We start from the raw sequence: 22,484 nt of genomic DNA on the forward strand, positions 1-22,484 counted from the left end.
TTATGCTTTGGGTTTGTTTAGCATTTGCGCTAAAAAATGACCAGTATGAGAAGCTTTTACACCAGCGATATCTTCTGGCGTCCCCTGGGCAATAATTTTACCGCCACCAGAGCCACCTTCAGGGCCCAAGTCAATTACCCAATCGGCAGTCTTTACAACATCTAAGTTATGCTCAATGACGACAACCGTATTGCCATGATCTCTGAGTCTGTGCAGCACGGCCAGCAACTGTTTGATATCTTGAAAATGCAATCCAGTGGTGGGCTCATCAAGAATATACAAGGTTTGCCCAGTGTCACGCTTCGAAAGCTCTTTTGCCAGCTTCACGCGCTGCGCCTCACCGCCTGAGAGGGTCGTTGCAGACTGCCCTAAGCGAATATAAGAAAGGCCCACATCCATGAGGGTTTGTAACTTACGTGAGATGGCTGGGATCTTATCAAAAAACTCCCGAGCGTCTTCAACGGTCATGTCTAGTATTTCGTGAATGTTTTTATTTTTAAATCGTATTTCAAGGGTTTCACGATTGTAGCGCTTACTTGCACAGACATCACAAGGCACATATACGTCCGGTAAAAAATGCATCTCGACTTTAATTAGGCCATCGCCTTGGCAAGCCTCACAGCGCCCGCCTTTGACGTTAAAACTAAAACGCCCAGGTTTATAACCGCGTGAGCGTGCTTCTTGGGTGCCCGCAAAAATCTCTCTGATGGGCGTAAAAATACCGGCATAAGTAGCAGGATTTGAACGCGGTGTGCGACCGATTGGGCTTTGGTCGATATCGACTACTTTGTCGAGATGTTCCAATCCTGTGCAGCTTTTATGAGCGGCGGGCTCATTTACAGTCGCGCGGTTTAGTTCGCGTTGAGCAATGCGATAAAACGTATCGTTAATTAGCGTCGATTTACCAGAGCCCGAGACACCCGTTACACAGGTCATAAGTCCGGTAGGGATGGACAAATCCACCGACTGCAGGTTATTACCAGTCGCACCATTGAGCTTGATCCACTTTTTACCTTTTGTTGGCGTTCGCTTTTCAGGAATTTCGATTCTTTCTGTGCCGGCTAGGTAGCGCCCGGTTAAGGACTCTTTGCAGTTTTTAATATCTTCTAGCGAGCCTTGCGCGATTATTTGTCCGCCGTGCACGCCAGCCCCAGGACCAATATCTACGATATAATCGGCTTCTCGTATGGCGTCTTCATCGTGCTCTACCACAATCACGGTGTTGCCTAAATCACGCAAATGGCGCAGGGTTTTTAAAAGTCGCTCATTGTCGCGCTGATGCAAACCAATGCTCGGTTCATCCAGCACATACATCACGCCGACGAGTCCGGCGCCGATTTGACTGGCCAAACGAATACGCTGAGCCTCGCCGCCTGATAGGGTATCGGCACTGCGTTCTAGCGATAAATAATTTAAGCCAACATTGACCAAAAATTGCAGACGGTCGTTTATTTCCTTTAAGATCTTGTCGGCGATTTTGCCTTTTTGACCGCTGAGGTCTAGGTTTGCAAAAAAGTCTAAGGCATCTGAAATGGAACGCCCGGTGATACTGGGTAAATTAGTGCCGTTAATAAATACGTTACGAGCTTCTAGGCGCAAACGCGACCCAGAACAAGCGCTGCAGTGCTGGTGAGACATGTATTTACCCAGCTCCTCTCGCACGGTGTTCGATTCGGTCTCACGATAGCGCCGCTCCATATTTGGAATAATGCCTTCAAAAGGATGCTTGCGCTCCATCACATCGCCGCGCTCATTTATATAGCGAAACTTGACAGAGGTGCCTTTTGAGCCATGCAATACAATATCTTTGGCGGCTTCGTCTAATTCTGCAAAGGGCGTTTTTAAATCAAAGGCATAGTGCTCAGCAACCGACATCAGCATTTGGTAGTAATAATAGCTGCGTTTATCCCAACCTCTTATCGCACCGCCTGTGAGACTGAGCTCATCGTTGCTGACAACTCGGTGCGGGTCAAAAAATTGTCTGGTGCCTAAACCGTCGCAAGTTTGACAAGCACCGGCTGGGTTATTGAACGAAAATATCCGAGGCTCAAGTTCGGTGATGCTGTAGCCACAGTGCGGGCATGCAAAGTTAGCCGAAAATATAATTTCTTCTTTTTCGGGAGCGTCCATAAAGGCGACTTTTGCGTTACCTGCTGAGAGTCCTAGCGCGGTTTCAAAAGACTCCGACAAACGTAACTGCAAGTCTGCACGCACTTTAAAACGGTCGACCACTACTTCGATAGTGTGTTTTTTGCGAAGGTCGAGTTCAGGTGGATCAGATAGGTCGCAGACCTCGCCATCGATACGCGCGCGAATGAAACCCTGTGCGGCTAAACCTTCTAAGGTTTTGATGTGCTCGCCTTTGCGCTCCTGCACAACGGGAGCAAGTAGCATAAGCTTGGTACCTTCCGGCATTTCTAACACTTTATCGACCATTTGGCTGATGGTTTGCGCATCTAGTACAACATCGTGGTCTGGGCATTTGGGCGTGCCTACTCGTGCGAATAGTAAACGTAAGTAGTCATATATTTCGGTAATGGTGCCGACGGTCGACCGAGGATTATGAGACGTAGATTTCTGCTCGATAGAAATTGCGGGTGATAAGCCTTCAATATGATCAACATCAGGCTTTTCCATCATCGATAAAAACTGGCGAGCATAGGCGGATAAACTTTCTACATAACGTCTCTGCCCCTCTGCATAAAGGGTGTCAAATGCCAACGACGATTTGCCTGAGCCTGAGAGGCCAGTGATGACGACAAGTTTGTCGCGAGGTAAGTCTATGTTGATGTTTTTGAGGTTGTGCGTGCGCGCACCACGAACTTCTATCTTATCCATACGGCTTTATGTTGTACCTAATGTTATTGGCAAGCGCCAAAAGGGTAAATTATGCCACAACTGGCGCATAAATGATGCTTTAGTTATGTATAAGTTACGCATTTAAGCCCGTGCAGATCAGCACGCAAAGATTACAGCATGCTGATAAGTTTTCAGTGGAGCACTACTCAAGTGCTTGCAAAACAAGTACACTTCGCGTCTCAAATGTAAACTCATAATTATAGGCGTAATGTCGCAAGATTCTCTCAGTAAAAACGAACTCAGAGCCGCAGGCAGTTTAGCTTCAGTCTACGTATTGCGGATGCTTGGCTTGTTTATGGTGATCCCCGTAATTGCGGTTGCTGCGCTGAGTTTTGATGACTACTCTCCGCTTCTTGTCGGTCTCGCCGTTGGCGGCTATGGCCTGACTCAGGCGATGTTACAAATTCCTTTTGGCGTTGCATCAGATAAATGGGGTCGTAAACCTGTCATTTATTTAGGCTTAAGCCTGTTTTGTTTGGGCAGTCTCGTGGCTGGCTTTGCAGACTCCATGTTGATGCTCACTATTGGACGAATTCTGCAGGGGGCTGGCGCAATTGCGGGCGCTATTATGGCCCTCGCCAGTGACGTGACCCGTGAATCTCAGCGTACTAAAGTAATGGCCATTATTGGCGTATCAATCGGCTTTTCGTTTTATATTGCGCTGCTGCTGGGGCCTCTGCTAGCGTCTCAGATTGGTCTGCAGGGAATATTCTTGCTCACCGCTGCGCTCAGTATTTGTTGTTTTCCACTGGTAAAGTGGGGGGTAGCAAGCACAAACTTTAACACGGTGGCAACCGGCGATGCACTGCCTAAACTCCATCAGCTTAGAGGCTTGTTTAGTCACAGTGCCTTATGGAAGCTCAATGTATCGGTGCTCATTGTGCACCTCTTAATTACTTGCTTTTTTGTGCAGGTGCCGCTGTTCTTAATTGGCATAGATATGCCTTTAGGCGAGCATTATAAAGTCTACTCGGTGGTGCTCTTTGCGTCTGTATTAGTACTAATTGGCTTTATGCAAATAAGTAAGAAGTTGCCAGTAGGAAACACCTTTAGGCTGGCGCTTTTGTTTATGGCGGGTGGGTTTTTCTTACTCATCACCCAAGCACCCTCTTACTGGATGATTTGTATAGCGGGCATTCTGTTTTTTGGTGGTTTCAATTTTATGGAAGCGAAAATGCCCGCGATGGTTTCATCTTTAGCGCCTGCCGGCCAAAAGGGCAGTGCGATGGGGATTTACGCAAGCCATCAGTTTTTTGGCGCGTTCCTAGGCGGCTTAATTTCAGGTCTAATGAACAGTTACTTTGATGTCCAAACAAGTTTTATTATTTGCCTAGCGATGATTTTTGTATGTAGTCTAATTACACGAGGTTTGGCTAGCACCGAACGGGTAAAACGCGTTACACTAACGTACAATAATAATCTAAATACAGATTCAATTAGCAGTGCAAATGCCGCGTCAGTGCTCTCGATATCGCAAGTAACTGAACTGGCTGATAAATTACGATCATTAGCCGGCGTAAAAGATGTCACAGCCGACCTTGACGAAATGTCGTTCTACCTAAAAGTAGATGCCAAACAGTTTAATTTATCGCAAGCAAAAGCCCTGCTGCAGTCAATATAAAATAAGGAATAACGATGGCCTCAAGAGGTGTAAACAAAGTCATTATCGTGGGTAACCTAGGCAATGATCCTGAAGTACGCTATATGCCTAACGGCAACGCGGTGGCGAATTTAAGTCTAGCTACCAGTGAAAGCTGGAAAGATCAGCAAGGCCAACAGCAAGAGCGTACAGAGTGGCATCGGGTGACTATGTATCGCCGATTAGCTGAAATTGCTGGCGAGTATTTGAAAAAAGGCTCGCAGATATATATCGAAGGTAAGCTGCAAACCAGAAAATGGCAAGATCAGCAGGGTAACGATAAATACACCACTGAAATCATTGCAGACCAGCTACAAATGCTAGGCGGGCGCTCAGAGGGTGGTCAAGGTGGGCAGGGCGGCACTTATAATAAGCCGCAGCAAAATAACCCGAATCAAGGCTATCAAAAAATGCCGCCGAATCAGGGTGGCCAAGCAAATCAAGGAGGCCAAGGCGGTCCCCAGCACAACAGTGCTCCACAGAATAATCAGCAGCCACCTAAAATGGCGGAGCCTGACTTTGATTTCGATGATGATATTCCGTTTTGATTTCTGATAGAGCCTTTTTTATATAGTGCTGAGATACAACAGTCCAGCATGCTAATGTCCAATAAGTAAGCCCTCACCCAGAGGGCTTTTTTATGTCACCATCTTGCATCCCATTTATGATGTACACAAAAAACGGCTAACTCTCTCAACCTACCCCTGTGGGCCTGTATTTAATCAAACAATGTTCAACGAAATAAGATGTTTACCTAACGACAGTGGGTTTCGCATTTTCATGTTTATTCACCAAGGGCTTTGAACTTCAACTTTTCTAAAGTCACTCCCATCATCTGCCGATACCCAGATTGACAAGTAACTTTTCATTTTTGGTTTTGGCGTATTTTTTGCTACCAGCAAGCTAGCTTCTACCGATTTGACGCTTTTTTGACACGAGAGTTGATCTCCTCGCTAGTCTTCAAGGCACTACTAAAAGAACTGAGAACTATGCGCATTAGTTGGAAACAGTATTTAAAACAAAAGCTTAGAAAACCTTCTGAATATTATTCCGTTGGCATCGCCTTTACAGCAGAGCAGGTATTGCTGTGCGCTTTGAAGAAAACCGAAAGCAGTATTGAATGGGCGCTAGACGCTAGCTTTACTCATCAGTCTTGGGCTCAAGGCCTTATTGACTATGTCAAAGCCCACAAATTACAAGGTACATCATGCTATTTCACCTTGACCTCGCACTGGTACAAAGTTCATCAAATTGAGAAGCCCGATGTCGCGGACGACGAGCTAAAAGAAGCGCTAAAGTGGCCGCTGCAAGAGGCTGTAGGCAGTAGTACAGAATTAGTTTACGACTATGCGGATATGCCAGTGCAAGTCTCGGGGCAAAATAAGGCCATGGTGGTGGCAATTCCTCGGAAGGAAGTGGAAAAACTTACCCGCACAATTTATGAAGCTGACCTGGTGCTAGAAAGTATTACGGTTGAAGAACTCGCAACCATTGAATTATTAGAAGCTTCAAACGACGCCGTCATTACCCTTGTGCAAGAGCACGGCGAAGACGTTGTGTTAAGCATCGTTAAAAACAAAGAGCTGTATTTTAGTCGGCGTTTAAAAGGCTTTGAAAGCATTGGTAGCTTTACCGAAGCCGAATTAGATATGGGCATTACCGATTCATTGACAGTGCAAATTCAGCGCTCCATGGACTTTTTTGAGAGCCAATTAAGACAAGCATCGGTGAAGCGTATTTTAGTCAAGCTCGATACTCCGCATATGGCCTACATCTGCAATGTGATAGCAGAGACGATGGGAGTGCCCTGTGACTTGATGCAGCCTAATTTAATATGTGCTAAGCAATTAAACTTCAAAATGGCAAGCTTTAGCTGCCTTGGTGGAGCCTTTACAAAGGTGTCTGAGTCGGCGCCAGAAGAGGAGGCGATTAATGAAAGCCAGGATTAATCTTTATCATCGTGAATTTCGTCCGACTTTTGAATGGATAACGGGCAGCCACCTATTAATGTTGGTAGGTATAAGTGTCCTTCTGACTGGAGTTGTATACGGTGGCTTACTATCGTGGAAGCAAAATATCCAGCTTGATGCCGACGCACTCGCTCAGCGGGTTAAACAAGAACAACAAAATATTAATGAGCTTACTGACGCCTTACAAGCAAGATTAAATAATCCTATGCTCAGCGCCCAGCTCAACAATCTGCAGCTTCAAATATCTTCGCAGGATACCTTGCTTTTGCGTGTCAAAGACATGGGAGAGCTCAAGCAAAAGTCATTCTCTGGGTTGTTTGACGCACTTGCCAGCGCAAATTCAGACTATGTATGGATCACCAATTTTACGCTAGACGAGTCAGATTTAAACATTGTCGGCAGTATTGCTAAGCCCTCTGCGTTAACAAAATGGATCAGTGATTTAAGCAGTACTACATTTTTTAGTGGACAAGAATTTAGTGACGCAAGAGTTGAGCGGGCAGATGGCGAATTGGTGTTTCATTTAAACAGCAGCAAAAAACCGTCAGAACTATTAGTCGCGCAAGGAGGTGGTAATGCCTCAAACTAATCAAATCCAAAAGGTATCGGCCTTAACTCAAATATTAAATAAATTTGATGCGCTGGCGATGCGAGAGAAACGGCTCATCTTTGTCGCCGTCCCTAGCTTGATTATTTTTGTGATGTCTTTGCTGCTTATCGAACCCACTTATCTGGAAATCGACAATGTAAAAGCCAAGGCAGCCACGCAAAAAACACAGCTAAGTAATTTGCAAACCACAAGCACGGAGCTAGTCACTGAACTAGGTCGCGATCCTGACGCCATTGTAAAAAGTCAAATAGCAGCGCTACAAAAACAACTAGCGCAGATACAGGCGTCGTTTGACAGTGAATTGGGTCATTTGGTATCACCAAAAGCGATGCCTATTCTTCTGGAAAACCTATTTGAGCAGGCTCAAGGGCTTGAGTTATTGAGTATGGAATCCATTCCACCGACCCCTATTTTTACAGACGATAATCAATCTGGCGACATACAGCTATTTCGTCAAGGCATTCAAATAACCTTCCAAGGCGATTATTTTGCTACGCGTGATTTTTTTGCAGATGCTGAGCAACTGCAATGGCAACTGTATTGGAAGTTTTTAAACTATGACGTGCATTCCCATCCTTTGGCAACCACCAAATTGGAAGTGTTTACCTTAAGTACAAGCGAGGCATTCATCGGTGTTAACTAGATTATTTATTATTACTATTTTTTGGGGTCTTCATACAAGTGTTCATGCCTTGCAGCAAGACCCTACTCGCCCGCCAAGTGTCATTGCTCAGCAATTGGCACCGCTCCAAGAGTTTAACGCAGGTTTCAATTTAAGCGCGATATTTACGCGCAATGCTCAACGATACGCTGTAGTGAATGGCGAAATCTTGAAGCAAGGGGACGAGATCATGGGGATGAAAATCTCAACTATCGACGCATCTAATGTGACGCTTACCGACGCAAGGTTTGGTTCAGAAGATATTGTTCTTCAAGTACAAAAGGGCTCAGGCATGAGCAAGCAGGTAGTAAAATGAATAAACGTAAATTTCAACTCACTATTGGCGCTGCGATTTGCAGCGGGCTTCTATTTGGGTGTTCAAATACTGAAACTAGCCATATCGAGCAACACTTAGCGAACGAAGTGGCCATGGCAGATTTTGTCAATGCACCGGAGCCTAAAAACGATGATTTGACGACCTTGCCTGAATCGGTATCGCAAGCATTAATGGACCCTTTACAAAGTACCGCGGGCACCAGTTTAATAGCCGAAGAAAAGTATGATATCAATGCTAGAGCGGTAGACGCCGCAAGCTTTTTCTCTGGTTTAGTCAGGGATACACCGTATTCGGTAGCCGTTCACCCAGAGATTTCAGGCAGTATTTCTTTGGATTTGAAACAAGTGTCATTAGATAAGATATTTTCATTGGTGTCAGACCTCTATGGCTACCATATTGAAAAGAAAGGCACTATTTATCGGGTAATGCCAAAAGGCATGCGTACTGAAACATTCTCCGTAAACTATTTGATGATGCAGCGCGACGGTAATACTCAAGTCAGTATTATTTCAGGCGGTGTGTCGCAAGGCGGTGGTGCTGGCGGTAATCAACAAGGCGGTGTTGGCGGACAACAACAAAACAACTTTGCTGGTGGCGGTGTCGGTGGCGGCGGCGGCAATTTAGGTGGCGGCTTAGCTGGCGCTGGCAATGGCACAAGCATAAACACGCGTAGCGAAACGAACTTTTGGGAGTCGCTCGAAGAAGGCCTGCTGTCGATGATTGGCGGCGATACTTCAGACGGACGCAACATTGTGGTCTCACCGCAAGCGGGTTTGGTGAGCGTAAAAGCTTATCCTGATGAGCTAAAAACCATTCGTTCATTTTTGTCTGACACTGAGCGCAATTTAACCCGCCAAGTGGTTATCGAAGCGCGGATTTTAGAAGTCGAACTGTCTGATGAATATCAGCAGGGCATTAACTGGAACCAGATTTTAAGTAATGTTGGCAGCACAGATATCACCTTTTCTAATTCTGCAGCCGCTTTGGGTAATTCGATTAGCGCAACGTTAGGTGGCGTGACTAGTTTGGCGTTTCTAAATCGAGATTTTGGTGGCGTTGTTGAGTTATTGGCCACTCAAGGAAACGTTCAGGTGCTATCAAGCCCACGGGTTACCGCTATTAATAACCAAAAAGCGGTGATTAAAGTGGGTGAAGACGAGTACTTTGTTACCGATATTTCAAGTCAAAATACTATCACTGCTGCCGCAACCTCGGTTGTACCTGATATTGAGTTGACACCATTTTTCTCAGGGATAGCGCTAGATGTTATGCCGCAGATTGACGAGCACGGCAATATTTTACTGCATATTCACCCCTCAGTTATTGAAACTGAAGAGCAAGAAAAGATTGTTACGCTTAACGAAGAGCAGATTATTTTGCCTTTGGCGCAAAGCACCATTCGCGAGTCAGACACGATCATCCGCGCAAAATCTGGGGAAGTTGTGGTAATTGGCGGCCTGATGCAGAGCGTGAAAACGCTTGTTGAAAGCAAGACTCCACTATTAGGTGACATTCCAGGTTTAGGCAATCTGTTTAAGAACAAGCGCGAGCGCATCGTCAAAAAAGAACTCATCATTTTGCTCAAGCCTACGGTTGTCGACAAAGACACTTGGAAACAACAGCTTGAACAAAGCCGCTCAACCATGGCCGACTGGCTATACGTGGAGTAATAGGATGTATCTTTATCATTTCGGGATCCGTGAGCTACCTTTTACGCTAACACCAAATACACAGTATTTTTTTGGTTTGCCTAGCCACAAAGAGGCCATTGAGGTGCTAACCACGGCGCTTGATTCAGGCGAGGGTTTTATTAAAGTGACCGGCGAAGTTGGCACTGGCAAAACCCTAATTTGTAGAAAGCTATTAAACGAATTAGATAAAAACTTTGTCAGTGCTTATATTCCCAATCCTTATTTGTCGCCTATCGAATTGCGTAAAGCCGTTGCCTCAGAGCTAAACGTAGAGCTAAGCGATGGTGGAGATCAACAAGAGTTTAGTCAGCGGATCCAAAAGCGCCTGATTGAAATTCGTAAAAGTAATCGTTCGGCAGTGTTGATAATCGACGAGGCACAAGCGCTTCCTGATGAGAGCATTGAAGCCTTGCGTTTAATGACGAATCTCGAAACTGAGTCACAAAAACTTATGCAGGTTGTATTGTTTGGGCAACCTGAGCTAAACCAAAAAATCGCACAACCAGAACTACGACAACTGCGCCAGCGAATCACGTTTTCTTATAACCTTCAGCAAATGGATACCGACCAAATTTATCAGTATGTTCGCCACCGGCTGCGTGTAGCTGGGCATAGCGGTAAAGAAGTATTCAGTCGACCAGTATGCCGGGCATTGAAGATAGCCAGCAGAGGCACGCCTCGAGTGGTCAATATTTTATCTCATAAGGCCCTGATGTTGGCCTTTGGCGAAGGCACAAATACGGTCACTGAAAAACATATTCAATACGCCGCAAAAGATACCGAAGCGGCTTTTGCGATCCCTAAGCCTAGATGGATAAATTGGCTGATCCCTGGCAGTGCGGCGGCATTAATTGCATTAGCACTTACACAGATAAATATCCCATCGAACACTGAGCACGCTGAGCACCAAACGGTTACTGCCCAAATGGAGGCTGTGCAATGAGTGTGGTCAATAAAATGCTGCAAGATTTAGAAACCCGAAAAAAACGCTCGGGACTCACCGCCGATTATGTGCCAAACGAGCCTGCTTTATTTAAGCCGTGGATGCTAGGAGTATCAGTTGCGGTGATTGCTTTGGCAATAATATTGAGTCAAGTAAATTGGCAAAGCGAATCACAACTAAGCATGTATTCTCAGCAGTTACCCCCGGCGGCTTTTCATTCACAGAAGCCTTTGCTTGTAGCGAGCACTGAAGCTGAATCAGAAGTTAATGAACAGGAGATCGCGGTTCAAGCAGATGAGTCTGAAGCGCCTCTCGAAGTGACGAATATTCGTGCTGAGAACACCGAAATGGTAGCTGCAATTGAGCCGTCACCAGCACTTATTGAAGCGGTTGATAGCCCAGATTCAGCAAAGGCGTCTGAGCGAAAAACACCGCTTGAGCGAGCTGAGATTGTTGTGCAAAAGGCGAAAGTAGAACAAACCGAAGCGCCTGTGGCAGAGTTTAGCGTTGCACCGAGCAATGGCGCTAAAGTAGGAATTTCATCTTTACGTGAACAGGCACGAATTGCGCTAAATGATGACGATATTAAAGGGGCGCTAAGTGCTCTAGAAACCTTGATTTTTGAGTATCCAGAAGACATTCGGGCGCGCAAGCAACTGGCTTCACTGCTGTTTTCTCATCACGGCGTAGAACGCGCTTATCAGATATTAAAAGATGGATTGGTGCTAACGCCTGCTGACAATGCCATGCGGGTCATGTTAGCAAGAGTCGCGTTTAAAACCGGAAACTATCAAGACGCCCACAATGCGCTTGCTGAACACCCTTTTCCAAATTTGGCAGACGTAGAGCTTATCAGCTTTAGGGCTGCTTTAGCAGAGCGCTTAAGTCAGTACGAAAACGCATATGAAGATTACAAACTGCTGGTTGCCAGAGAACCAAGAAATGCCAAATGGTGGCTCGGTTTAGGTGTCAGTCAAGATAAGCTAAAACTGGTTCAGCCGGCATTAGAATCGTATCGACAGGCGAAAGATTTAAAGCAGTTGCCAACACAGGTAGACACCTTTGTTGACCAGCGTATCGCCGCATTAGCGAGGCAAAGTTAATGGTGCAAAGAGCAAAAGTCCGATTAGGAGATTTATTAGTTCAAGAAGGACTGATAAACGAAGAGCAACTGCAAAGCGCCCTGACTGAGCAGCGCCAGAGTGGTCGTAAATTAGGCGCATCATTAATTGCGATGAGCTTGGTCACCGAGCAGCAGCTGTTGCAATTACTTTCCAAGCATTTGAATGTGCCGGCTATTGATATTAACGAATATCGAGTGAATCAAAATGCTGTACGACTACTACCAGAAATTCAAGCGCGCAGATATCGAGCCCTTGTAATTGACGATACAGGCGAGCGTTTGTTGGTAGCGATGATCGATCCGGCTGATATTAATGCGGTTGATGAACTCTCAGCAAAACTACCAAAACCTCTGGATGTTGCGGTTATTAGCGAGTCTCAGCTGTTTGCTTCTTATGAAACCTTTTATCGCAAAACCGAAGAGATTGCGACATTTGCTACCGAACTTGCTGACGAATACACCGATGACGTTGAGTTTCAGTTAGGCGGGAGCTTAGATGATGAACAAGACAACCTCGTAGCGAAACTATTGCAATCGATTTTTGAAGACGCGGTGCTGGCAAAAGCGTCGGACATTCATATTGAACCCGGTGAAAATCAGCTTCGCATTCGCCAGCGCGTAGACGGTGTGTTGCAGGAAAATATTATTCCACAAAACAATATTGCGGCGGCCTTAGTGCTGCGTTTGAAGTTAATGTCAGGCTTAGACATTTCTGAAAAACGCTTGCCGCAAGATGGCCGGACGCAGGTTCAGGTCAAAAACAAAAACATTGACGTTCGTGTTTCTACTATGCCGATTCAGTATGGTGAATCAGTTGTGCTTAGGCTATTAGACCAGTCCGAAGGAATACTATCCCTTGAACAAACCGGCATGCCCGCCGACATTATCGTACGCTTTAGACGTTTATTGAGTCGTCCTCATGGCATGATATTGGTGACTGGGCCAACTGGCTCAGGTAAAACTACCACCCTCTATGGTTCGTTAAACGAACTGAATCAGCCTGAAAGCAAAATCATTACAGTTGAAGACCCTGTGGAATATCGTTTGCCGCGAATCAATCAGGTGCAGGTTAATCCTAAAATTAACCTTACTTTTGCAAGCGTGTTGAGAACCACCTTGCGTCAAGACCCAGATATATTAATGGTCGGCGAAATGCGCGATAAAGAGACCGTAGAGATTGGTCTGAGGGGTGCGTTAACTGGTCACTTAGTGTTGTCGACACTGCATACCAACGATGCTATCAGTAGCGCAATTCGCTTAATTGATATGGGAGCACCCGGCTATTTAGTGGCAAGCTCATTAAAAGGCATCGCTGCTCAGCGATTAGTGCGAAAATTATGCGAACGCTGCGCGCAAAGTGCACCGCCTAGCAGCGAGCATGCGGTTTGGCTCTCGCAAATAGACGAAGATCTTAGCCATGCGGACTTTAGACATGCTGGTGGCTGTCAGGCCTGCAATTACACCGGCTATAAAGGACGAGTAGGGGTATTTGAGTTACTCGAGATGAACGAGCCGATGATGAACGCACTGAAAAGTGCAGATACCTTAGAATTTAGCAAGCAGGCACAAATCAGCGAGGGCTACAAGCCTCTGGCGATGGCAGCTTTAGATTATGCGAAAGCAGGACTGACGAGTTTAGACGAAGTCCTAAAATTGGTGGAATTAGTAAGCGACCAGAAAGCACCGGTTGTTGACAATGAATCCACTGAGGGCGCGCCGCTTTCTCAGAGCGAGGTTCAACCACTCAAACCCGCAGGTCTGAGTCTTGAGGACATCGATTAGTGGCGAGTTTCCAATATACAGGCAGAACACTGCAGGGCGAGGTCACCAATGGCACGCTAGATTCAAGCGACCAGCAGTCGGCAGCAAAAGCGCTGCTTGCGCGCAGCATAACGCCGATAAAAATTACACCGCTTAAACAGTCAAAAAGTAAACAAAGCGCCGCTAATGCTGGCCAAGCCGGAGTCAATTTTCTTACACCCCAGGTGGCAATTGATGACTTGATCATTTTTTGCCGGCAAATGTATTCACTCACCAAAGCGGGGATCCCAATTATCAGAGCGGTTTCTGGTTTGTCTAACACACGCTCTGTGCGCTTGAAGCTTGCATTAAACGACGTTATTGACCAGCTCGAAAAAGGCCGAAACTTATCCTCCGCGATGGCGCAGTATCCTAAGGTTTTTTCACAGCTGTTTGTCAGTATTGTGCACGTGGGCGAGAACACCGGTCAGCTAGACACGGCATTTTTGCAACTCTCACATTATTTGGAGCGAGAACAAGAAACGCGCAAGCAAATAAAAGCCGCCACGCGTTATCCCACCTTTGTCATTTTTGCATTAGTCGCGGCCCTAGTGGTAATGAATATATTTGTGATCCCAGTGTTTGCTGGCATGTTTGAGAAATTTGATACTGAGCTGCCTTTAATGACACGCATGCTGTTGGGAATGTCTGATTTTTTCATGAACCAGTGGTATGTGCTGATTGGCATCATTTTGGTATCGGGATTCATAATTAAGCAATTTAAAGATACACAACAAGGTCAGTTGAAGTGGGATTATTGGAAGATAAAGATGCCAATCGTCGGGGACATCGTAGAGCGTTCACTACTCGCTCGTTTTTCGCGAAGCTTTGCAATGATGCTAAAAGCTGGGGTGCCATTAACCTCCGCGCTTTCTTTAGTGGCTGAGGCTGTCAGCAATGCTTATATGAGCGATGCGATTATAACGATGCGCAGACGTATCGAAAAGGGCGAAAGTTTAAGTCGTGTGGCGAGCGCCAGTGGATTGTTTACGTCTCTCGTTTTACAGATGATTCACGTGGGCGAAGAGACCGGGCAAGTTGACGATTTATTAACAGAAGTCGCAGAATTTTATGAGCGTGAAGTCGAATATGACATCAAAAGTTTAACCTCCAAAATCGAGCCAATTTTAATATCCATTGTGGCCGTGATGGTGTTGGTGTTAGCGCTAGGCATATTTACCCCGATGTGGGACATGATGGGAGTTGTTGGGTAAATGTACTCCCGCAAACTTTGGCATTTTGGGATGACTGCTTTTGTTGTAGTGATGTTAATGGCGCTAAGCATTTCACATATTTTTAGTAGTGATGCTAAGTGGGAACAGGCCAGTGCCAAAGGTTTGCAGCAAAAAATAAGCCTCGGACTGGAGCAAATTTATTGGCAGTGGCAAAACGAAGGAAGACCGAGCGAGATACTGTATCGCCCAGAAAATGCGGTGCAAGCGGTGATAATAAAACTGCGTGAAGACGGTAAACCTGATTTTGCTTTGAGCGACGATAATTGTAGAAAATTTTTAAACTGGTTTGTGCAGGATGTGTCGCTAGATCAGTTTGTGAATGTGAGAGTTGAAGGCAGCCAAGACCCTCAAAAAACCGGTGATAGTGCCCAGGCAAACCAAAGGGCATGCAGTTATACCATGGCAAACCAAAGCTTTGCTTATGATTTAAAGGATGCACAGCTGCGCAGTGAATGAAGTTTTATAGAGACTAGAGTTAAATTTATATAGGCGTAACTACCATGTTAACAAGACAATTTAGTAAACAAAGCGGATTTACCTTGATCGAACTAGTAATAGTCGTGGTGATTTTAGGTTTATTAGCAGCGACCGCTATTCCGCGGTTTTTAAACGTGACCGAAGATGCTGAAGATGCCACAGTTGAAGGCGTTGCCGGAGGATTTGCAACCGGTGTTGGCTTGGTCAGAGCGCAGTGGGAAATTGATGGCCGACCCAGATTTAATCAAGCGGCTAACCAGACCTTTGTTACTTTGGAGAGTATTCCAATTGGTGTGGATGGCGACACAGGATATCCCACCGGGCAGATGAATAATGATAGCAGTACGGAAGACAATGCGCTTAGCAGAGCAGACTGCGAGAGCGTCTTTACACTCATTATGCAAAGTGCTCCAAGGATAACCTCGCAGTGGGATCCGAATGTGGCAGAAGAGTTTATGTACTTCACTAATGTAAATGCAGGAGCAGGTTTTGGAAACAACGATGTTTGTCATTATTATTTGATGCAAACAGTAAAGAATCGTCAAGCGCAGCCGTTAACAACAACGATAGGCAATGGGTTTGTTTATGACCCGCGTATTGGCCAAATACAAGTATTTAGCAATAACTAGTGCATAAGGTGCACACATTTATATTAAATAGAGGAAGAGTCATGAACAAACAACAACGCGGTTTTACGTTGATAGAATTAATCATTGTCATCGTAATTTTAGGTATCTTGGCCGTTACTGCGGCACCAAGATTTATAGACATTCAGTCTGAAGCACGCACCGAAACGCTTAACGGCGTCAAAGGGGCATTGCAAGGGTCTGCTCAATTAGTGTTTGCTAAGGCGGCTATTGGCGGCGTCCAAAAGTTAGCAGCGGCAGATACAGGCTCAGAAGTGACGATTGCAGGCACTGCAGTACAAACGAACTTCGGTTATCCCGATGCCATTGCTTACACGGCAATCGGAACAACGGTTTCCGGCTCTACGTCAACGCCAGGTATCGGTACCTTTGTTGATTTGGATACAAACCAACTTACGTTGTACAAAGCATCTGCAACCGCAACAGAATTTAGGATTACCTTTGAGGGTGAAGATGCTTCGACAAATAACTGCTATGTGAGCTATACCAATGCCCCAGCAGTTGGCGGTGTACCTACGGTTGCGACCGTTAGTACTGGCTGTTAATCGTACTAATACCAGCAAAAATAAGTGAGATATGCAGTTTGCATCGACGCAACACCGCACATTCCGACAGCAACAACGAGGGTTTTCCCTCGTTGAGCTGATTACGGTGATTATTGTGCTTGGCACCGTTGCAATTGTGGCTGCCCCTCGCTTTTCTTCTACCGACACCTTTGCAGAATATGCGCTTCAACAGCGACTACAAACTGCTATGCGAACCATCCAAATTCAGTCCATGTATGACACTCGGCCCAACTACTGTTATAAAATTAACTTTGTTAGTGGCAATGCAAGTGCCTTTGGTCCACCTACTCAGAATTTTCAAGCAGGTAATGAAACGCAGTCGTGTGCAACGATTATTGACTACAGCGTGCCGCGCTACCTGCGAACAGACGCAAACGAATTAAGTGCACAGGGCATTAATCTTGAGGCGCTAGATTCAGGGCTTAACATTACACAGATCACCTTTAATTCACTTGGCCAGCCGTTTACCAGTGCGGGCAGTTGCGCCGGTGGCTGCGAGTTTACCTTTAGCGGTGGTGATAGCGCAAAATTATGCGTCAGTTCCGAGGGCTACGTGCATGCGTGCTAGCTTAGTTCAGCATAAGGGCTTTACGCTGATTGAATTGGTGATTGGTATGCTGGTGTTTGCGGTTGCAATGGTATCGCTAGCGAATGTGTTTTTGCCTCAGGTGCGTAAAGGTATCGATCCGATTTGGCAGGTGCGAGCGGTGACTTTAGCGCAATCTCTTACCAGCGAAATACGCGCCAAAGCCTTTGATGAAAATACCGGTGTAGGTGGCGCGAGCAGAGCGTGCGGAACTACTCTCTCATGCACGGTGAGTGCGGCCTTAGGTCCTGATAGTGGAGAGAGCAGGAGTTCTTTCGATGATGTGGATGATTATCATGGCTTGCTACTGCAGGGCTCTGATATCGCTAGTTCCTTAAGTAGCGCTACGACCTTTGCAGGAGTCGATGTTTATGCGGGCTTCAGTGCACAGATTAGCGTGATGTACGACAGTAACGCTGATGGCATAAATGATGACGACCTCGATCAAGACAACAATCTAGACTCCGGGACCTTAGTTGGCCCGCGAAAGCTCGTGAAAATAGTCATTCAGACACCTGCTGGCGAAAATATGGCATTTTCAATGTTTAGAGATAATTACTAATGCGCGCTTATGATTATGTTAATCGAAACATCCAGCGGGGCTTCACACTCGTTGAATTAGTTTTGGTTATTGTGATTTTAGGGGTGGTCGGCATCGGCATTTCTGGATTTGTACGAAGCGCAACAAGTGCCTATTTAGATATGACATCACGAGAGGCTTTGCTGCGAGACGGAAGCTTTTTTGTTGAGCGGTTTAGTCGTGAGTTAAATGATGCTGTACCTAACTCGGTGCGTATCAGCGGTAATGCAGCGGTGCATTGTTTGCAATTTGTACCACTGAATTGGAATACCTTTTACCTAGATATTCCTTTGATTGGAGAAAGTCCAGCAGTGGCCGATGTGATCGAGCTGAACAATACTCTGCAAGGGCAATCATACGTGCCCGACAGCGATGATATGGCGATCGTATTTCCTTTGCGAGCAGACCATGTGTATGGCGTTATTGACCCGACTGAGCCTAATGACATTAGGACGCGGTCGATTCTTAGCTGCAGTGACGATGATAACGATTGTACCACTAACACTGACAGCGACGCTGTGGTGCAGTTGACCTTAGCAGGCGGTTTTTTCACTGATTCACCGGCAAGGCGAATTTATATTGCAGATACTGCGGTGAGTTTTTGTGTGCGCGGGTCAGCAGTATATCGGCACCAAAGCAACATCTCAGCGGTACAGCCACTGTTTACCAGTGGCGGTGTGTTAATGGCTGAAAATATTACCAATATCTTGTCAGCCAATCCGACAGCATCAAGTGGCGCTCAAGACCCTTTTCGTTTATTTGACAGCACCTTGCGACGAAATGCCTTCACTCAGGCAAAATTCTTGTTTACAAGAGATGATGAGCAAATCAGTTTTCTAAAAGAGGTTCATATCCCAAATGTCCCTTAAGCTACGAAAACTTGGATACCAACAAAGTGGAAGCATGCTGGTTATGGCGCTGTTTGTACTAATTGTACTCACTTTGCTAGCGGGCACGATGATTACCATTATTTCTGGATCAAGCAAAAGTGTGGTGCATGAAGTCTACGGACTTAGAGCACAACAGGCAGCGCACGCGGGCATTGAGTCGCTCATACGCGCAAGCTTTCCGGCGGGCAGCGCAGCTATTGCATGTTCAGTAACTGAAAACAGCAGCCTTAGTTTTGCAACCATTGAAGGCTTTCGAAACTGCACATATAGTGCGACTTGTTCATCCAGCGATATAAACTTCAATAGCACAGACTACCGCTATTATCAGTATTCAAGCACGGGTTTTTGCGATACTGGGGACGGTATTGTGAGCCGCACGCTTTACGTCGATGCCATGCAGGAGCAGTTGCCCTAAGCGAGCTGCATATTCGTTTGGGCGTCGGCGATATGAAATACGTCTAGGGCGCCGAGTGAATTCGCTATCGATATTCCGTATAAGTAAATGTTTTGTCATCCAATCTGAACGATTTAGGATGTTTAACAGTCATACTGTTTGGTAGTTCAGGAGTCCACTGCATCTTTCTTAGTTTCGGATCTTTGTAGTGGCTAATTGCGTCGAATATATGTAATTCGAATGCGACGTCATTGTTGATATTCACACTAGCAATAATCCATCCTCAACGATTGCCTGTGAACTTTATCGCTAAAAGGGCAAGCAATCCATTGTCGAAAGGCGTTTTAGCGATAAAAACCGAACCCTATGCTTGCTCAAAGCCTGCGGCATTGGTAAAGTTACAGGATTATGTCAGCCCTCAGTGCAATGCCTGAAAAAGCAGTCGGTAAAAGCACTCAACACACACTAATATTATAGGCATTCCATGTTCAAAAAGCTTCGAGGTATGTTTTCAAACGACCTTTCCATTGACCTCGGCACAGCAAACACGCTGATTTATGTCAAAGATAAAGGCATTGTATTAAATGAACCCTCAGTTGTAGCGATCCGTCAGGAGCGTGCAGGCGGTCCGAAAAGTGTTGCAGCAGTGGGGCATGAGGCAAAACGTATGCTTGGCCGCACGCCAGGTAACATCAAAGCAATTCGGCCAATGAAAGACGGCGTGATTGCCGATTTTTACGTAACCGAAAAAATGCTCCAGCACTTTATTAAACAAGTGCACGACAATAACTTTTTACGGCCGAGCCCTCGGGTGTTGGTTTGCGTGCCCTGTGGTTCAACGCAAGTAGAACGTAGAGCAATACGAGAGTCAGCAATTGGTGCAGGAGCTCGTGAAGTTTACTTAATTGATGAGCCAATGGCAGCTGCTATCGGGTCTGGTTTGCCGGTATCGGAAGCGACTGGTTCGATGGTGGTAGATATAGGCGGCGGTACTACAGAAGTTGCCATTATTTCATTAAACGGCGTGGTTTATTCTTCATCGGTGAGAATTGGCGGCGATAAGTTTGACGAAGCTATTATTAATTACATTCGTCGTAACTTCGGGTCATTGATTGGCGAAGCTACTGCGGAGCGCATCAAGCACGAGATTGGCGCTGCCTATCCGGGTGAAGAAGTACGAGAAATTGAAGTACGTGGTCGTAATTTAGCAGAGGGTGTTCCAAGAGGTTTCTTGTTAAACAGTAACGAGATCTTAGAAGCCTTACAAGAGCCGCTTTCGGGTATTGTAAGTGCGGTGATGGTGGCATTAGAGCAATCGCCTCCTGAGCTAGCCTCTGATATTTCTGAACGAGGAATGGTGCTGACAGGCGGTGGTGCTTTACTCAAAGATTTGGACCGTTTGCTAATGGAAGAGACAGGTATACCTGTAGTCATCGCAGATGATCCGCTTACTTGTGTAGCTCGCGGAGGCGGTAAAGCCTTTGATATGATCGATCTGCATGGTGGCGATCTATTTAGCTATGAGTAAGGGATAGCATGGAGTTGTTCCCTTACCATGAATGAAGTTTTCCCGAGAGGCCCATCACTTTTTACACGCTTAGGATTTGTGTTGGGCTTTTCTATATTGGCCATGTTTGCTGATACAAAAGTTGAAAGTGTGGCCACTTTTCGAGCGTACCTAACATCATTAGTTAGCCCCTTACAATATATTGCGAATATGCCCGGTGTGCTGCTTAGTTGGAGCGCCTCTAGCCTGACGTCTAGGCAAAATTTAATTGAAGAAAACGAAAAGCTTATTACGCAAATGACTCTGATGAATGAGCAACTTCAGCGGTTTGTTGTCTTACAACAAGAAAATGAAAAGTTGCGAACCTTGCTAGACGCACCGGTGCAGTCAGAAATGCATAAGATGATTGCCGAACTAATGGCTGTCGACAACAATCCATATAGTCATCAGATATTGATTAACAAAGGCGCGATTGACGGTGTATTTACCGGCCAATCGGTACTCGATGAAAACGGCATCATTGGCCAGATCATAGAGGTTGGCACCACCAATAGTCGCGTGCTGTTAATATCAGACGTCACCCATGCAATTCCAGCTCGTGTCAGCCGTAATAACGTTACCGTCGTGGTATCAGGTATTGGCGATTTAAACGAACTTTCTCTTGAACATGTGCCTCATAGTACAGATATTCAAGAGGGAGATATGTTGATTTCATCTGGGCTTGGCAATGTATTTCCACAGGGCTACCCGATAGGCACCATCAGCTCCATTGTCAGAGACGAAGGCCAACCTTTTGCGCAAGTCAAAGCCATACCCTCAGCAAAATTAGATCGAATAAAATACTTACTGTTGCTGTGGCCGCAGTCAACTGCGCCAGCCCAAGCGGTATCTGCTGTAGAGGTCAATACCTCCCTTGAGCCTTCACAATGAAAAGTAATCGAACGTTTATCTTCACTAGCATTCTAATTGGATTGATTCTTCAAATCATTCCGATGCCAGCGCAGGCTGATATATATCGTCCAGATTGGTTGTTACTTATTTTGTGTTATTGGACAATGGCGTTGCCAAACCGTGTGAATGTTGGTATTGCTGGGCTTACAGGGATTATTCTTGATTTATTGTACGGTACGGCATTAGGAGTGCATAGTTTCGCTCTAGCGATCCCAATTTTTATTGTTGCCACAAATTATCAACGGATGCGTAACCAGTCGATATTGCAACTGGCATTGACGATCGGCTCGCTGTCTTTTGTTTATCACTTATTAATCTATTGGCTGCAGTTTTGGTTAACCAGTATTGAATTTAGAATTGAGTTTTTATGGCCTAGCGTCACATCCTTGCTGTTGTGGCCTTGGTTATTTTGGTTGTTGCGTAAATTCCGGCGCAAGCTTGGCGTCTCGTAGTTGCCATGCAAACGATTATCTTAGCTTCAGCCTCACCTCGTCGCAGCGAATTGTTTAAGCGTATTTGCTCAGAGTTTGATGTGCTCGCGGCAGATATCGATGAGACGCCGCTGGTGAATGAAAGTCCAGAAGCACTTGTAATGCGCTTAGCGCAGCAAAAAGCACAATATGTTTTTAATAAACATCCGAATGCTGTTGTGTTGGGCTCAGACACCTTAATCGCATGTGAAGAATGGATTTTAGGCAAGCCAAAAGATCAGGATGATTTTATGACCATGATGAGCAGACTTTCAAATCGCAGTCACAAGGTACACACAGCGGTAGCCATAATGAGTAGCAGGCAACAACTTTGTCGCATTGTCACAAGCGATGTGAGTTTTGCACGCATTACCGAGGCAGAGGCATTGGCTTATTGGCATAGTGGAGAGCCCCAAGATAAAGCGGGTGGTTACGCTATTCAAGGTTTGGGAGAGCAGTTTGTTACACATATTAGCGGTAGCTATAGCGCGATAGTAGGCCTTCCCCTTTACGAAACAAAACAAATGTTGGAGACCTTTCGCTAATGG

Annotated in this window: 23 protein-coding genes; 22 read left to right on the forward strand and 1 reads right to left on the reverse strand. The window is 45.7% G+C overall.

All coding sequences use genetic code 11. From position 1 onward, the window contains the following. Positions 1-2,838: an excinuclease ABC subunit UvrA gene (gene uvrA / locus AB9H30_RS04795; RefSeq protein WP_371193506.1), complete on the reverse strand. Its 2,838-nt coding sequence runs from the start codon at positions 2,836-2,838 to the stop codon at positions 1-3. 229 nt (positions 2,839-3,067) lie between these two features. Here uvrA and AB9H30_RS04800 point away from each other — a divergent pair, with 229 nt between their 5' ends. The 22 genes from AB9H30_RS04800 (at position 3,068) to AB9H30_RS04905 (ending at position 22,481) form a co-directional block, all read left to right on the forward strand. Next, a complete protein-coding gene (locus AB9H30_RS04800; RefSeq protein ID WP_371193507.1) occupies positions 3,068-4,480 on the forward strand; it encodes an MFS transporter in 1,413 nt (470 codons plus the stop codon). A gap of 14 nt (positions 4,481-4,494) precedes the next feature. Next, a complete protein-coding gene (locus AB9H30_RS04805; RefSeq protein WP_371193508.1) occupies positions 4,495-5,046 on the forward strand; it encodes a single-stranded DNA-binding protein in 552 nt (183 codons plus the stop codon). Positions 5,047-5,487: 441 nt separating this feature from the next. Then, a complete protein-coding gene (locus AB9H30_RS04810) occupies positions 5,488-6,447 on the forward strand; it encodes a biogenesis protein MshI (protein ID WP_371193509.1) in 960 nt (319 codons plus the stop codon). Further along, the gene (locus tag AB9H30_RS04815; RefSeq protein ID WP_371193510.1) at positions 6,431-7,057 is read left to right on the forward strand and encodes a PilN domain-containing protein; all 627 of its coding nucleotides are present in this window, start codon (positions 6,431-6,433) and stop codon (positions 7,055-7,057) included. Before AB9H30_RS04810 ends, AB9H30_RS04815 begins: the two co-directional genes overlap by 17 nt. Beyond that, entirely contained in the window at positions 7,044-7,721 is a 678-nt protein-coding gene (locus tag AB9H30_RS04820; RefSeq protein WP_371193511.1) for an MSHA biogenesis protein MshJ, read from the forward strand. The genes AB9H30_RS04815 and AB9H30_RS04820 overlap by 14 nt, the downstream gene beginning before the upstream one ends. Then, positions 7,711-8,055 carry a hypothetical protein gene (locus AB9H30_RS04825; protein ID WP_371193512.1) on the forward strand — a complete coding sequence of 115 codons (345 nt, stop codon included), beginning with the start codon at positions 7,711-7,713 and terminating at the stop codon, positions 8,053-8,055. Before AB9H30_RS04820 ends, AB9H30_RS04825 begins: the two co-directional genes overlap by 11 nt. Next, the gene (gene mshL / locus AB9H30_RS04830; protein ID WP_371193513.1) at positions 8,052-9,746 is read left to right on the forward strand and encodes a pilus (MSHA type) biogenesis protein MshL; all 1,695 of its coding nucleotides are present in this window, start codon (positions 8,052-8,054) and stop codon (positions 9,744-9,746) included. The genes AB9H30_RS04825 and mshL overlap by 4 nt, the downstream gene beginning before the upstream one ends. 4 nt (positions 9,747-9,750) lie before the next feature. Further along, on the forward strand, positions 9,751-10,710 hold the full coding sequence (locus AB9H30_RS04835; RefSeq protein WP_371193514.1) for an ExeA family protein: 960 nt from the start codon (positions 9,751-9,753) through the stop codon (positions 10,708-10,710). Further along, complete coding sequence (locus AB9H30_RS04840) at positions 10,707-11,813, forward strand: tetratricopeptide repeat protein (RefSeq protein ID WP_371193515.1); 1,107 nt, start codon at positions 10,707-10,709, stop codon at positions 11,811-11,813. Before AB9H30_RS04835 ends, AB9H30_RS04840 begins: the two co-directional genes overlap by 4 nt. Beyond that, the gene (locus tag AB9H30_RS04845; RefSeq protein ID WP_371193516.1) at positions 11,813-13,615 is read left to right on the forward strand and encodes a GspE/PulE family protein; all 1,803 of its coding nucleotides are present in this window, start codon (positions 11,813-11,815) and stop codon (positions 13,613-13,615) included. Before AB9H30_RS04840 ends, AB9H30_RS04845 begins: the two co-directional genes overlap by 1 nt. After that, the gene (locus tag AB9H30_RS04850; protein ID WP_371193517.1) at positions 13,615-14,847 is read left to right on the forward strand and encodes a type II secretion system F family protein; all 1,233 of its coding nucleotides are present in this window, start codon (positions 13,615-13,617) and stop codon (positions 14,845-14,847) included. The genes AB9H30_RS04845 and AB9H30_RS04850 overlap by 1 nt, the downstream gene beginning before the upstream one ends. Next, positions 14,848-15,324 carry a hypothetical protein gene (locus AB9H30_RS04855; RefSeq protein ID WP_371193518.1) on the forward strand — a complete coding sequence of 159 codons (477 nt, stop codon included), beginning with the start codon at positions 14,848-14,850 and terminating at the stop codon, positions 15,322-15,324. Positions 15,325-15,368: 44 nt separating this feature from the next. Next, positions 15,369-15,974: a type IV pilin protein gene (locus AB9H30_RS04860; RefSeq protein WP_371193519.1), complete on the forward strand. Its 606-nt coding sequence runs from the start codon at positions 15,369-15,371 to the stop codon at positions 15,972-15,974. A gap of 41 nt (positions 15,975-16,015) precedes the next feature. Continuing rightward, entirely contained in the window at positions 16,016-16,537 is a 522-nt protein-coding gene (locus tag AB9H30_RS04865) for a prepilin-type N-terminal cleavage/methylation domain-containing protein (protein ID WP_371193520.1), read from the forward strand. A 31-nt stretch (positions 16,538-16,568) separates the two neighbouring features. Beyond that, the gene (locus tag AB9H30_RS04870; RefSeq protein WP_371193521.1) at positions 16,569-17,126 is read left to right on the forward strand and encodes a type II secretion system protein; all 558 of its coding nucleotides are present in this window, start codon (positions 16,569-16,571) and stop codon (positions 17,124-17,126) included. Then, a complete protein-coding gene (locus AB9H30_RS04875; protein ID WP_371193522.1) occupies positions 17,116-17,706 on the forward strand; it encodes a prepilin-type N-terminal cleavage/methylation domain-containing protein in 591 nt (196 codons plus the stop codon). Before AB9H30_RS04870 ends, AB9H30_RS04875 begins: the two co-directional genes overlap by 11 nt. After that, positions 17,706-18,593, forward strand: a complete 888-nt coding sequence (locus AB9H30_RS04880) for a prepilin-type N-terminal cleavage/methylation domain-containing protein (RefSeq protein ID WP_371193523.1) — start codon at positions 17,706-17,708, stop codon at positions 18,591-18,593. The genes AB9H30_RS04875 and AB9H30_RS04880 overlap by 1 nt, the downstream gene beginning before the upstream one ends. Beyond that, positions 18,583-19,029: a type II secretory pathway component gene (locus AB9H30_RS04885; RefSeq protein WP_371193524.1), complete on the forward strand. Its 447-nt coding sequence runs from the start codon at positions 18,583-18,585 to the stop codon at positions 19,027-19,029. Before AB9H30_RS04880 ends, AB9H30_RS04885 begins: the two co-directional genes overlap by 11 nt. Positions 19,030-19,492: 463 nt before the next feature. Then, positions 19,493-20,536, forward strand: a complete 1,044-nt coding sequence (locus tag AB9H30_RS04890) for a rod shape-determining protein (protein ID WP_371193525.1) — start codon at positions 19,493-19,495, stop codon at positions 20,534-20,536. A 27-nt stretch (positions 20,537-20,563) separates the two neighbouring features. Continuing rightward, the gene (mreC, locus tag AB9H30_RS04895; protein ID WP_371193526.1) at positions 20,564-21,445 is read left to right on the forward strand and encodes a rod shape-determining protein MreC; all 882 of its coding nucleotides are present in this window, start codon (positions 20,564-20,566) and stop codon (positions 21,443-21,445) included. Then, positions 21,442-21,918 carry a rod shape-determining protein MreD gene (gene mreD / locus AB9H30_RS04900; protein WP_371193527.1) on the forward strand — a complete coding sequence of 159 codons (477 nt, stop codon included), beginning with the start codon at positions 21,442-21,444 and terminating at the stop codon, positions 21,916-21,918. Before mreC ends, mreD begins: the two co-directional genes overlap by 4 nt. Before the next feature lie 5 nt (positions 21,919-21,923). Then, positions 21,924-22,481 carry a nucleoside triphosphate pyrophosphatase gene (locus tag AB9H30_RS04905; protein ID WP_371193528.1) on the forward strand — a complete coding sequence of 186 codons (558 nt, stop codon included), beginning with the start codon at positions 21,924-21,926 and terminating at the stop codon, positions 22,479-22,481. Positions 22,482-22,484: the final 3 nt, after the last annotated feature.

It is taken from the genome of Glaciecola sp. SC05 (genome assembly GCF_041380235.1).
Taxonomy (GTDB): domain Bacteria; phylum Pseudomonadota; class Gammaproteobacteria; order Enterobacterales; family Alteromonadaceae; genus Glaciecola.

Excerpts from the sequence above, each read along its gene's own strand:
- AB9H30_RS04810 (WP_371193509.1), top strand. The coding sequence starts at position 5,488 with ATGCGCATTAGTTGGAAACAGTATTTAAAACAAAAGCTTAGAAAACCT.
- AB9H30_RS04905 (WP_371193528.1), top strand. The coding sequence starts at position 21,924 with ATGCAAACGATTATCTTAGCTTCAGCCTCACCTCGTCGCAGCGAATTG.
- AB9H30_RS04855 (WP_371193518.1), top strand. The coding sequence starts at position 14,848 with ATGTACTCCCGCAAACTTTGGCATTTTGGGATGACTGCTTTTGTTGTA.
- AB9H30_RS04815 (WP_371193510.1), top strand. The coding sequence starts at position 6,431 with ATGAAAGCCAGGATTAATCTTTATCATCGTGAATTTCGTCCGACTTTT.
- mshL (WP_371193513.1), top strand. The coding sequence starts at position 8,052 with ATGAATAAACGTAAATTTCAACTCACTATTGGCGCTGCGATTTGCAGC.
- AB9H30_RS04845 (WP_371193516.1), top strand. The coding sequence starts at position 11,813 with ATGGTGCAAAGAGCAAAAGTCCGATTAGGAGATTTATTAGTTCAAGAA.
- AB9H30_RS04840 (WP_371193515.1), top strand. The coding sequence starts at position 10,707 with ATGAGTGTGGTCAATAAAATGCTGCAAGATTTAGAAACCCGAAAAAAA.
- AB9H30_RS04820 (WP_371193511.1), top strand. The coding sequence starts at position 7,044 with ATGCCTCAAACTAATCAAATCCAAAAGGTATCGGCCTTAACTCAAATA.
- mreD (WP_371193527.1), top strand. The coding sequence starts at position 21,442 with ATGAAAAGTAATCGAACGTTTATCTTCACTAGCATTCTAATTGGATTG.
- AB9H30_RS04875 (WP_371193522.1), top strand. The coding sequence starts at position 17,116 with ATGCGTGCTAGCTTAGTTCAGCATAAGGGCTTTACGCTGATTGAATTG.
- uvrA (WP_371193506.1), bottom strand. The coding sequence starts at position 2,838 with ATGGATAAGATAGAAGTTCGTGGTGCGCGCACGCACAACCTCAAAAAC.
- AB9H30_RS04870 (WP_371193521.1), top strand. The coding sequence starts at position 16,569 with ATGCAGTTTGCATCGACGCAACACCGCACATTCCGACAGCAACAACGA.
- AB9H30_RS04860 (WP_371193519.1), top strand. The coding sequence starts at position 15,369 with ATGTTAACAAGACAATTTAGTAAACAAAGCGGATTTACCTTGATCGAA.
- AB9H30_RS04800 (WP_371193507.1), top strand. The coding sequence starts at position 3,068 with ATGTCGCAAGATTCTCTCAGTAAAAACGAACTCAGAGCCGCAGGCAGT.
- mreC (WP_371193526.1), top strand. The coding sequence starts at position 20,564 with ATGAATGAAGTTTTCCCGAGAGGCCCATCACTTTTTACACGCTTAGGA.
- AB9H30_RS04865 (WP_371193520.1), top strand. The coding sequence starts at position 16,016 with ATGAACAAACAACAACGCGGTTTTACGTTGATAGAATTAATCATTGTC.
- AB9H30_RS04835 (WP_371193514.1), top strand. The coding sequence starts at position 9,751 with ATGTATCTTTATCATTTCGGGATCCGTGAGCTACCTTTTACGCTAACA.
- AB9H30_RS04880 (WP_371193523.1), top strand. The coding sequence starts at position 17,706 with ATGCGCGCTTATGATTATGTTAATCGAAACATCCAGCGGGGCTTCACA.
- AB9H30_RS04890 (WP_371193525.1), top strand. The coding sequence starts at position 19,493 with ATGTTCAAAAAGCTTCGAGGTATGTTTTCAAACGACCTTTCCATTGAC.
- AB9H30_RS04885 (WP_371193524.1), top strand. The coding sequence starts at position 18,583 with ATGTCCCTTAAGCTACGAAAACTTGGATACCAACAAAGTGGAAGCATG.
- AB9H30_RS04805 (WP_371193508.1), top strand. The coding sequence starts at position 4,495 with ATGGCCTCAAGAGGTGTAAACAAAGTCATTATCGTGGGTAACCTAGGC.